10 protein-coding genes and 1 riboswitch are annotated in these 13,075 nt (G+C 41.9%); of the genes, 7 read left to right on the top strand and 3 right to left on the bottom strand.

Going from position 1 to position 13,075, the window contains the following annotated elements; all coding sequences use genetic code 11:
* Positions 1–93: 93 nt before the first annotated feature.
* Positions 94–912: a pyridoxal phosphatase gene (locus FVA72_RS15745; protein ID WP_004256692.1), complete on the bottom strand. Its 819-nt coding sequence runs from the start codon at positions 910–912 to the stop codon at positions 94–96.
* 299 nt (positions 913–1,211) lie between these two features.
* On the opposite strand from FVA72_RS15745, the gene pgl reads away from it, so the two are divergent.
* Entirely contained in the window at positions 1,212–2,198 is a 987-nt protein-coding gene (gene pgl / locus FVA72_RS15740) for a 6-phosphogluconolactonase (protein WP_110591356.1), read from the top strand.
* 163 nt (positions 2,199–2,361) lie between these two features.
* Here pgl and bioA read toward each other — a convergent pair whose 3' ends face one another.
* Positions 2,362–3,630 (bottom strand): adenosylmethionine--8-amino-7-oxononanoate transaminase, encoded by a 1,269-nt coding sequence (bioA, locus tag FVA72_RS15735; RefSeq protein WP_110591357.1) that lies wholly within the window; start codon positions 3,628–3,630, stop codon positions 2,362–2,364.
* Positions 3,631–3,723: 93 nt separating this feature from the next.
* On the opposite strand from bioA, the gene bioB reads away from it, so the two are divergent.
* The 5 genes from bioB (at position 3,724) to uvrB (ending at position 9,997) form a co-directional block, all read left to right on the top strand.
* Positions 3,724–4,761 carry a biotin synthase BioB gene (gene bioB / locus FVA72_RS15730; protein ID WP_004256686.1) on the top strand — a complete coding sequence of 346 codons (1,038 nt, stop codon included), beginning with the start codon at positions 3,724–3,726 and terminating at the stop codon, positions 4,759–4,761.
* Entirely contained in the window at positions 4,761–5,918 is a 1,158-nt protein-coding gene (gene bioF, locus FVA72_RS15725) for an 8-amino-7-oxononanoate synthase (protein WP_110591358.1), read from the top strand. Before bioB ends, bioF begins: the two co-directional genes overlap by 1 nt.
* A complete protein-coding gene (gene bioC, locus FVA72_RS15720) occupies positions 5,896–6,681 on the top strand; it encodes a malonyl-ACP O-methyltransferase BioC (RefSeq protein WP_004256683.1) in 786 nt (261 codons plus the stop codon). Before bioF ends, bioC begins: the two co-directional genes overlap by 23 nt.
* A complete protein-coding gene (gene bioD, locus FVA72_RS15715; RefSeq protein WP_110591359.1) occupies positions 6,674–7,351 on the top strand; it encodes a dethiobiotin synthase in 678 nt (225 codons plus the stop codon). The genes bioC and bioD overlap by 8 nt, the downstream gene beginning before the upstream one ends.
* A gap of 627 nt (positions 7,352–7,978) precedes the next feature.
* Positions 7,979–9,997: an excinuclease ABC subunit UvrB gene (uvrB, locus tag FVA72_RS15710; RefSeq protein ID WP_110591360.1), complete on the top strand. Its 2,019-nt coding sequence runs from the start codon at positions 7,979–7,981 to the stop codon at positions 9,995–9,997.
* 396 nt (positions 9,998–10,393) lie between these two features.
* On the opposite strand, the gene FVA72_RS15705 is transcribed toward uvrB, so the two are convergent.
* Complete coding sequence (locus tag FVA72_RS15705) at positions 10,394–11,302, bottom strand: gluconeogenesis factor YvcK family protein (protein WP_094962422.1); 909 nt, start codon at positions 11,300–11,302, stop codon at positions 10,394–10,396.
* A 657-nt stretch (positions 11,303–11,959) separates the two neighbouring features.
* Positions 11,960–12,099, top strand: a riboswitch (molybdenum cofactor riboswitch).
* Here FVA72_RS15705 and moaA point away from each other — a divergent pair.
* Positions 12,089–13,069, top strand: coding sequence for a GTP 3',8-cyclase MoaA (gene moaA, locus FVA72_RS15700; RefSeq protein WP_094962423.1), 981 nt, complete (start codon positions 12,089–12,091; stop codon positions 13,067–13,069). It overlaps the preceding riboswitch by 11 nt.
* Positions 13,070–13,075 lie beyond the last annotated feature (6 nt).

The following is a 13,075-nucleotide window of genomic DNA, read 5'->3' as shown; positions in this document are numbered from 1 at the left end:
TTTTTTCCGGTTACTGACAATCTTTAACCGAAAAGTATGGAGAGTGTCAGTAACCAGAATTGAACTAAGTTTTCTTGTTATTTCATAACCCCGTTAGAGAACGTATTTACGGATAACTTCAGCAATACCCGGCTCCGTGTTGATGCGAGTGACTAACTTGGCCTGCTGCTTAATTTCATCAACCGCATTGCCCATCGCTACACCTAAACCTGCGGTTGTCAGCATACTTAAGTCATTAAAATTGTCACCGAAAGCCACAACATCATTCATCGTCATCCCTTGGGATTCGACCCACTCTTTTAAGCGTTGGCCTTTGCTATTGCCTTTGCGGCCGACATCAACCTGATCCATCCAAGACCATTCACAGTCCAAACCAAAATCATTTTCAATTTCGCTAACGACTCGATGAAGTTGCTCCGTATTTGGCGAGCTAACAGCAAATTTCCAAATAGAATCATAGTTATGCATCACATCAGCGTAATCTTCAACAAATTCAATGGTTGGGCGCTGTGCAACAGGTAAGGATTCGGCCCAATTCAATGTACGTTTAATGCCTTCTGTTTGTGCGTTATAGAGCATTGCATTATCAACATACATTAAATGCTGAATATCTGTTCCACGCAGTTTGTCTATCATTTGTGTGACAGAATCGAGGGTCATAGGATCTGATTTTAGAACTTTTTTGCCTAAATAGTCGTATAGGTAGGTTCCATTACAACAAATGGCTGGAGTATCGAGATCTAAAGTTTGATAAAACGGATGAATCGCAACATGATGGCGGCCTGTGACAATGATCACTTTGACGCCTTGGCGGCGTGCTTCTTGTAAGGCTGCTAAAGATTCAGGCAGAATTTTCTTTTGGTGATCAAGCAGTGTTCCATCAAGATCGAGCGCAATAACGCGGTATGACATAAACGGCTCCACGTGATTTAGTTGTTACCTATCTTACTAAAGGGGTAGAGATAGGGAGATGATGAATTTAACGAATAATGAGAAATTATTGCTATAAAAATAGTCAACTTGATATGTTTTATCATCATAACGTTAACTGAACCGTTTTAGTATCATTATTATTTGTTCTTGGTACGATATGTAACAGCCGCGTCAGTGCTATTTACCCAGTGTAATTTGCATAATATAAAGTATAGTGAAGCCAATATAGTGGATTATAGATGCGGTTTTGTATTTTTATCATGAATTAAGGAGTCAGGATGAATCAGGTTGTTTATATTGCGAGCCCCGAGAGTCAGCAAATTCACGTGTGGTCGATGAATGAGGTTGGGGAGCTTACTCTTCTGCAAACGGTAAAAACACCGGGTCAAGTGCAACCTATGGTATTCAGCCATGATAAAAAACACCTTTATATTGGTGTGCGCCCGAATTTCCGTGTCGTAACCTATGAAATTGAAGAGAAAGGGTTACTACGTTTAAAAGCGGAGACATCAATTCCAGGTACACCGGTTCATTTATCCCTTGATAATAATGGCAAATATCTATTTGTTCCTTCATATCATCAACATAACTTGTCAGTGTTAACCATTAATGAAGAAGGCGTCCCAGATCGCGTTGTTCAAGTGATTGAAGGCTTGCGTAATCCACATTCTTCCCATGTTGATGTTGATAACCAACAGCTTTGGGTTCCTTGTTTAGGCGAAGACCATATCCGTTTATTCGATTTACATGAAAATGGTTATTTAACCGAAGCAACCGCAGATCAAATTACCACAGCTGAGAAATCCGGCCCCCGTCATCTGGCTTTCCATCCTACTGAAAAAGTCATTTATTGTGTGAATGAGTTAGACTCAACGGTAGGCGTGTATCGTAAATTTACTCGCTATCGTAACATGCAAACTTTGGCAAATTACCCATTAGGTAACGAAAGTCAGCGCTGGGCTGCAGATATCCACATTACGCCAGATGGCCGCCATTTGTATGTTAGTGAACGTTCTGAAAGTTACCTCAGCCACTATCTGGTTTCTGATGACGGTTGCGAGCTAACATTAGAAGCACGTTACCCAACAGAGACGCACCCAAGAGGCTTTAATATTGATGTGACAGGGCGCTTTTTAATTTCGAGTGGGCAAAAATCAGACCATATTTCAGTTTCTGAAATTGACCCGATTACAGGGAAATTGACACAAATAGGACGGTATATGGTCGGGAAAGGTCCTATGTGGGTTATTTCAGTCATCCTTTGAGCCGTAACTGTGTTGGCTACGTTTACTAACCCTAGTCACATACTGGTGTATGCTCCTAGGGCTTAGTTTCACTTGCCGCCTTGTTACAGCTCAAATGATTTATGAAATACTCTAGATTAAAAATTCAGTAAGAATCACTTCGATTACCATTGAATTTATTGTGCTATCCCAACACTTTTGCCATTGCATTTGTTACTTTACTGAGTTGCTCGGGGGTGATGATATACGGTGGCATAACATAAATAAGTTTGCCGAATGGGCGAACCCAAACACCATTTTCCACGAATACTTTTTGTAAAGCGGCTGTATTGACTGGCTGCTTCATTTCAATCACGCCAATTGCACCAAGAACACGTACATCTGCAACACTAGGGTGGGATATTAAAGGCATCAGTTCAGCCTTAAGTTGTTGTTCGATAGTGGCAATTATTTTCTGCCAAGGACTATTGAGTAACAAACTCAGGCTGGCATCCGCCACCGCACAGGCAAGAGGGTTACCCATAAAGGTTGGTCCATGCATAAAGCAACCTGCTTCACCATTGCTAATGGTTTCTGCCACATGGCGAGTTGTGAGAGTGGCAGAAAGTGTCATATAGCCCCCAGTTAGTGCTTTACCTAAACACATAATATCGGGTGATATATCAGCATGATGGCAAGCAAACAATTTACCCGTACGACCAAAACCAGTCGCAATTTCATCAGCGATCAACAGTAGACCATATTGATCACACAAATGGCGGACTCCCTTTAAATATTCAGGGTGATAGATACGCATTCCACCAGCCCCTTGAACGATCGGTTCAAGGATGATCGCCGCAATTTTATCGCTATTTTCGGCAAGTTGAACTTCAAGAGGATGCAAATCGGCGCTGTCCCATTCGTCGTAAAAACCGCATTGAGGGGCTTCCACAAAAATATGCGGAGGTAAATACCCCTTATACAGGCCATGCATTGAATTATCTGGGTCACAAACGGCCATCGCACCGAAAGTATCACCATGATATCCATGGCGTAATGTCAGGATGCGCTGACGCTTTTCCCCTTTTGCTTGCCAATATTGCAATGCCATTTTCAGAGCAACTTCAACTGCCACGGAGCCTGAGTCAGCGAGAAACACACATTCCAGCGGCTCTGGTGTGATAGCAACCAACTGTTTACATAGATTCACTGCGGGTGGGTGCGTAATCCCGCCAAACATCACATGGGACATTTTCGCTAGTTGCGTTGTTACCGCTTGGTTTAATACAGGATGATTGTAACCATGAATGGTTGCCCACCATGAAGACATACCATCAATTAATTTTTTCCCATCGGCCATGATTAGCTCGGCTCCATGGGCTTCAACAATCGGATAAGCCGGAATTGGCTGGCTCATCGAGGTATAAGGGTGCCAAATATGTTTGGCATCAAACTGAATATCTACGTTATCCATTTGCTATCATCGTCAACTTTTTTAGATCATTTTAGTTGACATGATAATCGCAATATTTAAACTGGCAACAACTTTTTCAACTGGAGAGTTTCCGTGAGCCAATTAAAACAGTGGACAATAAAACAAGCTAATGAACTGTTTTCAATGCCTTTTTTTGAATTATTATTTCAGGCACAGCAAATTCATCGCCAACATTTCGACCCCCAGCAAGTGCAAGTCAGTACTTTGCTATCGATTAAAACTGGGGCTTGCCCAGAAGATTGTAAGTATTGTGCGCAAAGCGCGCGCTATAAAACAGGACTAGAAACTGAAAAACTAATGGAAGTTCAGCAAGTTCTGGAGTCTGCGAAAAAAGCTAAGCAAGCAGGTTCAACGCGTTTTTGTATGGGCGCGGCATGGCGGAATCCGAAAGAACGCGATATGCCTTATCTTGAAATGATGGTAAAAGAAGTGAAGTTATTAGGGATGGAAACCTGTATGACTTTAGGGATGATTGATAACTCTCAAGCTCAACGCTTAGCAGAAGCCGGGTTAGATTATTATAATCATAACCTTGATACCTCTCCTGAATACTATGGCAATATTATTACGACTCGCAGTTATCAAGACCGCTTAAATACACTCGAAAATGTCCGAGACGCAGGGATCAAAGTCTGCTCTGGTGGGATTTTAGGCTTAGGCGAAAAAGTCAGTGACCGAGCGGCCTTATTGGTGCAATTGGCAAATTTACCTAAACCGCCAGAAAGTGTGCCGATCAACATGTTGATGAAGGTTGAAGGAACCCCGATGGCAGATAACGAAGATGTCGATGCGTTTGATTTTATTCGTACTATTGCCGTTGCACGTATCATGATGCCAACGTCATACGTTAGGCTGTCGGCAGGCCGTGAATACATGAATGAGCAAACTCAGGCATTATGTTTTATGGCCGGTGCGAACTCAGTATTCTATGGGTGTAAATTATTAACGACGCCAAATCCTGATGAAAACAAAGATTTAGCACTATTTAGAAAACTGGATATTAACCCTGAGCGAATTGAAACTGGCGAAGGGGATAACCATCAAGCCGCTAAGTTAGCCGAAACGTTGTTAACCGCCGATAACCCTCAATTTTATAACGCAGCAGTATAATGACTTGGCAATCATTTATACAAAACCAGATAGAGCAGCGTAAGCAGGCTTCTATCTGGCGTCAACGGCAGTGTATTGATAGTGCCAATGGTCGTTCGCTTTTTCTGGCTGGAAAAGAATTTCTTAATTTCTCATCCAATGATTATTTGGGATTAGCCCATCATCCTCAAGTGGTTGCCGCGTGGCAACGTGGGGCTGATGAATATGGTGTGGGTAGTGGAGGATCGGGCCATATTACAGGGTTCACCAAAGCACATGATAAATTAGAGCAAGCTCTCGCTGATTGGCTCGGCTACCCAAAAGCCTTATTGTTTATTTCAGGTTTTGCCGCGAACCATGCGGTGATCACGGCATTAATGACGGCAAATGATCGTATTTTAGCGGATAAACTTAGCCATGCATCAATAATGGAGGCCTCGATTCATTCAGGGGCTCAATTAAGGCGCTTTAAGCATAATAACCCTCTATCACTTGATAACTTAATTCAAAAACCGGTTTCGGGAAAAACGCTTGTCGTCACAGAAGGCGTTTTTAGTATGGATGGCGATAGTGCTCCACTTCAACAATTGCAGGAAATCGCTAGAAATCAGCATGCTTGGCTGATGGTTGATGATGCACACGGTATTGGTGTTATCGGAGAACAAGGCCGTGGTAGTTGCTTCGCGAATGGGGTTAAACCTGAAATTTTAGTCGTGACATTTGGTAAAGCGTTTGGTTTAAGCGGCGCAGCGGTATTGTGTGATGAGTCAACGGCTGAATTTTTTGTCCAATCCGCACGCCATTTAATTTATAGCACTTCAATGCCTCCGGCTCAGGCTGTCGCGCTTCTAGCGGCAGTTGAGCAAATTCAGCTCGCAGATCAAGCACGAGAAGACCTTAACCAACATATTGCGTATTTTAGAAATAATGCTGATTTTAATGGCATGCAGCTGGCTAATTCAATGACGGCTATTCAACCATTAATTATCGGGGAAAACCAAGCTAGCCAACAGTTAGCCAATTTCTTACGCAAAAAAAATATTTGGGTGCAAGCGATCAGGCCGCCAACGGTTCCGCCTGGGAGTGCTAGGTTACGAGTCACATTAAGCGCTGCGCATCAACGTCAAGATATCGATCAATTATTGGAGGCTTTACATGACTTTATCGCTCAGTCGTGAAAAGCATAAAATTGCAGCGGCATTTGGCCGTGCGGCTAAAAGTTATGACTCAGTGGCAAGTTATCAACGATCAACAGGAACACAACTGCTTGGTCAACTGACTTCAGTCTTAAACAGTTCAGAACTCACAGCACCATTACATATTTTAGATGCAGGGTGCGGTACGGGGTATTTTAGCCATAAACTGAAAAATCAAGGACATCACATCACGGCTTTAGATCTTTCTGCTGGTATGCTCGAAATGGCGCAAACGAAAGCTGTGGCTGATCATTATTTATGTGCTGATATAGAATCCATTCCGTTAGATTCACAAACCTTTGATGTGGTTTTTTCCAATTTATCGGTCCAATGGTGCCAAGATCTCAGCAAAGCATTAAGTGAATTATATCGAGTGACAAAACCGGGGGGAGTTGTGGTGTTCACCACACTTGCAGAGCATTCTCTCGCAGAATTGTCTTCAGCTTGGCATTCACTTGACGGCTATTCACATGTGAATTCCTTTCTCAGTGTTCAGCAGATACAAAATAGTTGTCAGTCATGGAGACATAAACTTATTTTTCAGAAGGATACCGTCTATTTTCCTGAATTAATAGCGTTGCTTCATTCATTGAAAGGCATTGGAGCGACACATTTGACTGCTGGGCGTAAAGCAGGGTTAATGACCCGCCAGCATTTGCAGCAACTTGCTTTGCTCTATCCAATGACAGAGCAAGGCTTACCTCTAACTTATCATACGGTGTTTGGAGCGATTTACCGTGACTAAAATGTACTTTGTAACAGGAACGGATACAGAAGTAGGGAAAACCGTTGTAAGTTGTGCTTTATTGCAAGCTGCGGGTTATCAAGGTTTGAATACGGTGGGCTATAAGCCTGTCGCATCTGGGAGTGAGCTCACGGCGGATGGCCTACGTAATAGCGATGCGTTGTTATTACAAGCCAATAGTCGAGTAAAATTACCCTATGAGGCGATTAATCCTATTGTATTTGAAGCGCCAACTTCACCGCACATTATCAGTGAGAAATTAAATCAACCCATTGAATTTTCAGTGATAAATAAAGGGTTGGTTTATTTGAAGTCCCAAGCGGATTGGTTATTAGTCGAGGGGGCTGGTGGATGGTATACTCCGTTATCTGTAGAAAAAACTTATGCAGATTGGGTGATTGAACAGCAACTCCCCGTTATTTTAGTTGTTGGTGTTAAGTTAGGCTGTATAAACCATGCATTGTTAACCATGGAATCTATCGAAGCTGCAGGTTTACCCGTAGCCGGCTGGGTTGCCAATGAAGTTGAACCCGCAGGTATTTTCCAAGAGCAATATTTGTCAACACTTAACCGAATGATCAAAGCACCTTGTTTAGGGGTGATCCCACACCAAAAAACACTCAACGGTAAATTAGGAAGCTATTTGGATCTTTCTTTATTAACTATTTGATTATATAAAAATATCAATACTTTTCCCCAAGCCACACTCAATGCTTGGGGCTGATCAATTGTTAAATAGGGAGCCGATCTTTTTTAACGTTCTCAACTAAAATACTGTCAAGTATTTCAGTAAAAATACCACTCAGATCTTAATAAAAAATATAAAATCTGTTTTTCATAGCAGTTACTACTTAAAAATTTTTTCATTAAACTGCCATCTTTTTGTCATTTTGCCTCCATTGAGCAAATCTTAGAGATCCTGTGAATCCATGAGCTCTAAGGGCTTCAAGAGTTATCCACCATTTCTGTGGATAACCTTGTGTATTAACGTTATAAAACAAGTTCTACGCTAGGTGACAAGCGGCTTTGGGTTTATTTGATGTGATTCTGGACTTTAAATTAATCTATAATAAATACAAATGGTTAAATAAAATCAAGCCTTCAATTTATATTTGAGGTATGGCATAAAAATGCAATAGCATAAAATATAAAGTTTCAAAAAGGTCAAGTACTTTTTTGGGGATAACATTTTTATAAACATATCAGAGCGGAGATTAACAGAAAATTTAGCTTCAATACTTGAAGCTGGTTTTTTATCCAGTATCATATTGGAAGAAACTTGTTAAGGGGCGTTAATATGAGTAAGGATTTTAAGCTGTATTCTGATTTTCAGCCGGGAGGGGACCAACCCGAAGCTATCCATAAATTAAGGGAAGGGCTACAAGATGGACTTGCTCATCAAACTCTATTAGGCGTAACGGGGTCCGGTAAAACGTTCACTATTGCCAACGTCATTGCGCAAGAGAACCGGCCCACCATGCTAATGGCGCATAATAAAACCTTAGCGGCACAGCTTTATAGTGAAATGAAAGCCTTCTTCCCAGATAACGCCGTGGAATATTTCGTTTCTTACTATGACTATTATCAGCCTGAAGCTTACGTCCCAAGCTCAGATACTTTCATTGAAAAAGACGCCTCTGTAAACGAACATATTGAGCAAATGCGTCTATCTGCGACTAAGGCCTTACTCGAACGCCGCGATGTAATTGTGGTGGCTTCTGTGTCAGCTATTTATGGTTTGGGTGACCCTGACAGCTATTTAAAAATGATGTTGCACCTAACGGATGGCATGATCATCGACCAGCGCTCAATTTTAAGGCGTTTAGCGGACTTACAATATACGCGTAATGACCAAGCCTTCACGCGAGGGACTTTCCGTGTTCGCGGCGAAGTTATCGATATTTTCCCAGCGGAATCAGACGAATATGCCTTACGCGTTGAGCTATTTGATGACGAAGTTGAACGGTTATCATTATTTGACCCATTGACAGGTCAAATACAACATCGTGTTCCTCGCTTTACCGTTTATCCAAAAACGCACTATGTCACACCGAGAGAACGTATCCTTGAAGCAATGGAACAAATTAAGATTGAATTAGCGGATAGGCGAAAAGTATTACTGGAAAACAATAAACTACTTGAAGAACAGCGTATTACCCAACGAACACAATTCGACTTAGAAATGATGAATGAGCTCGGTTATTGTTCAGGTATCGAAAACTATTCGCGCTACTTATCGGGTCGTGCGCCCGGTGAACCACCTCCGACATTATTCGATTACTTGCCTGCAGATGGCTTGCTAGTGGTAGATGAGTCTCACGTTACCATCCCACAAATAGGCGCGATGTACAAAGGGGACCGCTCAAGAAAAGAGACCTTAGTTGAATATGGTTTTCGTCTTCCTTCTGCATTAGATAACCGGCCAATGCGTTTTGAAGAATTCGAAGCTTTAGCGCCGCAAACTATTTATGTTTCAGCAACACCGGGTAACTATGAGCTTGATAAATCAGGCAATGAGGTGATTGAGCAAGTTGTTAGGCCTACAGGCCTACTTGACCCGATAATTGAAGTTCGCCCAGTTTCTACCCAAGTAGATGATTTACTGTCTGAAATTCGTATACGTGTGCAGAAAAATGAACGTGTGTTAGTCACCACATTAACTAAACGTATGGCCGAGGATTTAACGGAATATCTCGAAGAACACGGGGAGCGAGTTCGTTATCTTCACTCAGATATCGATACAGTCGAGCGCGTGGAAATTATTCGCGACTTGCGGCTTGGTGAGTTTGATGTGCTGGTTGGGATCAACTTATTAAGAGAAGGCTTGGATATGCCAGAGGTATCTCTGGTGGCTATTTTAGACGCGGATAAAGAAGGTTTCTTGCGTTCGGAACGTTCGCTTATTCAAACCATAGGGCGTGCGGCTCGTAACTTAAATGGTAAGGCAATCCTCTATGGAGACAGGATCACCAACTCCATGCAAAAAGCGATTGCAGAAACAGAGCGTCGCCGTGCTAAACAAATGGCGTTCAACGAAGAACATGGCATCGTTCCACAAGGGTTGAATAAGAAAATCGGTGATATTCTGCAAATTGGCCACAAAGTGGGTGGCAAAGGAAAAAGCCGCACGAAAGACAATACCAAAAATAATAATTCGGTTGATATTCAATCAATGTCAACAAAAGAATTGGAGCAACGGATTTCGCAACTTGAAGCGCAAATGTATAAGCATGCTCAAGATCTTGAATTTGAAGCGGCTGCGCGAGTCAGAGACGAATTGCAGGAGATACGCTCCCAGTTTATCGCTAATTCCTAATTTTCATCATTTTCTTCATACTTCGCGTTGTGGGGGTGTTGGCTTCGTTCAGTCACTCGGGTCACATATTTATGTATGCTCCCCGAGCTGCCTTTATTTTCTTCATACTTCACGCTGTGGAGGTGTTGGCTGCGTTTAGTCACTCGGGTCACATATTTATGTATGCTCCCCGAGCTGCCTTTATTTTCTTCATACTTCGCGTTGTGGGGGTGTTGGCTTCGTTCAGTCACTCGGGTCACATACTTTATGTATGCTCCCCGAGCTGCCTTCACTTGCCGCCTACCCACAACGCAAAGTATTTTGAAAATAGATTTTGTGGAAATACGGGAAACAAAGGGCTAATTTTAGGGAAGGTTTTCCGCTGCGGGTCTTTAGCAGCGGAATGGCGGTTGGGGATTATAACAAGTTGATGGTTTCTTCGATGGCTTGCAGTAACAGCTTTCTATCATGGCGATACGGAATATCGTCAGCTTCGAGTACCCGTTGGATTATTTTGCGGTCAGGGCTGATATTATTGGTTTGTGTGCGTGGGCCAAGGATTAACGCATCAATTTTTTGGCAGCCAATATACTGTTCCATCATTTTTAGTTTGTCAGGTAAAGACAGGTTTGCAGCAGGGGAGCTAATTTCTTTCGCTAAATTGCCAATATAAATCATCGGGGCTTTACATTCGCGTAGTGCAGCCGCAATTTCATCCAAAAGTAATAATGGCATTAAACTAGTAAAAAAACTGCCAGGGCCGATAATAATTAAGTCTGCTTGGTGGATAGCCTGCAAGGCTTCTTTAGTTGCCTTGACTGTTGGATACAAACGTAACTCTTGTGGGATTTCATGTAAGGCATCAACATTCACCTCACCGTACACTTCATTACCCATTTCATCGACAGCCATTAAATCAACAGGAGATTCCGACATCGGGATCAACTGCGCATCGACTTTTAGCATATTACGGATAAGATTTATGGCTTCTAGTGGTCGCACACTTAAGTGATCTAATGATTTTAACATTAAATTACCTAAATTATGGCCTGAAAGCTCACCATTTCCGCTAAAACGGTATTCAAACATCGCTGAAGCAATGGACGGCTCAGTAATTAGCTGATTTAAACAGTTACGCATGTCTCCCCAAGCTATCCCACCTTCAGAGCGACGAATACGACCAGTCGAGCCCCCATTATCGGTTGTGGTGACAATACCCGTTAAACGAGAACCTAAAGAAGAAAGTGAAGACATCACGCGACCAAGCCCATGGCCGCCACCTAAAGCGACAACATGTTTGAGATCCGCCAGACTACAATTCGGCATAGTGTTCCTATATCAGTTAATTTTCAGTACTTATAAAAGCAAGTAAACCAGCGAGTTACGAAATACGTTTTTTACGCTAATGCCCGTTTTATGGCGACTAAAATAAATTGGGCGTTAATCTATCATAAAACATCATTCTTGGCTTAAGTACCGTGACAAAAAACAATAAAAGAGACGATTCTGTATTGGTGTGTAATTCCAAGGTATCTTCATCTGTCGCCTAATCACAACTAACAACGCAAATTATTTAGCGTTTTGATTAATGAATTCTGTGCTTCACTATTTATTTTTAATTGATATGCCAATTATTCAATTTGAAATATCGGTTTTGATAAGCGTTAAGTGCTGATATTTATAACGTAAACAATCAGATGGGGAGCTTGCTCCCCATTTTAGATCTATATCAATAAATGTTTAATTAAATAGTTAGAGATGTTAATCAATTAGTATGAAATTATACGGTTTGAAACCACTCAAAATGGAAAATTGTCATTGATAATAATAGCTTCGGTGATTCAACTATGTCTTTTGTAAGTCGTTGTATATAATGATATATATCGAATTGCAATTCGCTTTTTCAATTTCTATCGGCTAGAATCCTTACATAAATTAAGTGAACAGAGTGACGCATTTTGCAGTTTAAAATCAGTGACTCGGTTCCAGATAAAACTCCTAGCCTTTGCGTCTAAGTTTGAACGACTGAATATGATGCACTGGCCGTGGCCTAGAGCCACCAGGGTGCAAGATAGAAATGTCTGCATCTCCCGTACTTGGAAAGGTGTGATTATGCAGCAACTTGTCGATCAATTTGACCGGAAATTTTATTATCTTCGGCTTTCTATAACAGATGTTTGCAACTTTCGTTGCACATACTGCCTACCCGATGGCTACAAGCCAAGCGGTCGCCATGAATTCTTAACATTAGATGAAATTCGTCGTATCAGTACGGCATTTGCAGAATTAGGCACAGAAAAAGTGCGTATTACGGGCGGTGAGCCGACTATGCGCAAAGATTTCAGTGATATTATTGCTGCCATCAATGAAAATGAATCAATCAAAAAAATAGCCGTAACAACCAACGGCTACCGTATGGCGCGAGATGTGCATGAATGGAAAGCCGCAGGGTTGAACGCGATCAATGTGAGCGTTGACAGCTTAGATCCACGCCAATTTGCGGCCATCACAGGGCAAGATAAATTCTTTCAGGTGATGAAAGGCATTGATGCCGCCTTTGAAGCAGGCTTCGAAAAAGTAAAAGTCAATGCAGTGCTCATGAAAAATGTCAATGATATTGCGTTGAAGTCATTCCTAAATTGGATCAAGCACCGACCAATTCAATTACGTTTTATTGAACTCATGGAAACCGGTGATGGAAGTGATATCTTCCAACGCTTTCATATTTCAGGCGAAACTATTCGCGAACGTTTAATTGAAGAAGGCTGGTATATGCTTCCTCGTTCTCGTAGTGATGGGCCAGCTCAAGTCTTTAGTCATCCAGATTACCAAGGCGAAATTGGGCTTATCATGCCTTACGAAAAAGATTTTTGCCAAAGCTGTAACCGCTTACGTGTTTCCTCACTAGGAAATCTCCATTTATGTTTATTTGGTGAAAATGGTATTCCACTTCGTGATTTATTGGGCGCAGATGACCAAAACGAAGCGTTAAAAGCGCGTATTCAACGGGGCTTACACCATAAACGAGAAACCCATTTTCTGCATATGGGCGATAGCGGAATTACACCAAATTTATCCGTAATCGGCGGTTAACTCTTT

The sequence above is a fragment of the Providencia sp. PROV061 genome (assembly GCF_011045655.1).
GTDB lineage: Bacteria > Pseudomonadota > Gammaproteobacteria > Enterobacterales > Enterobacteriaceae > Providencia > Providencia hangzhouensis.
Note: the sequence above shows the minus strand (reverse complement) of the source record. Positions and strands in the feature narration are given on the sequence as shown.

Coding starts and splice junctions, on each gene's coding strand:
- FVA72_RS15705 (WP_094962422.1), bottom strand. CDS start 11,302: ATGCCGAATTGTAGTCTGGCGGATCTCAAACATGTTGTCGCTTTAGGT.
- FVA72_RS15745 (WP_004256692.1), bottom strand. CDS start 912: ATGTCATACCGCGTTATTGCGCTCGATCTTGATGGAACACTGCTTGAT.
- moaA (WP_094962423.1), top strand. CDS start 12,089: ATGCAGCAACTTGTCGATCAATTTGACCGGAAATTTTATTATCTTCGG.
- uvrB (WP_110591360.1), top strand. CDS start 7,979: ATGAGTAAGGATTTTAAGCTGTATTCTGATTTTCAGCCGGGAGGGGAC.
- bioA (WP_110591357.1), bottom strand. CDS start 3,630: ATGGATAACGTAGATATTCAGTTTGATGCCAAACATATTTGGCACCCT.
- pgl (WP_110591356.1), top strand. CDS start 1,212: ATGAATCAGGTTGTTTATATTGCGAGCCCCGAGAGTCAGCAAATTCAC.
- bioF (WP_110591358.1), top strand. CDS start 4,761: ATGACTTGGCAATCATTTATACAAAACCAGATAGAGCAGCGTAAGCAG.
- bioC (WP_004256683.1), top strand. CDS start 5,896: ATGACTTTATCGCTCAGTCGTGAAAAGCATAAAATTGCAGCGGCATTT.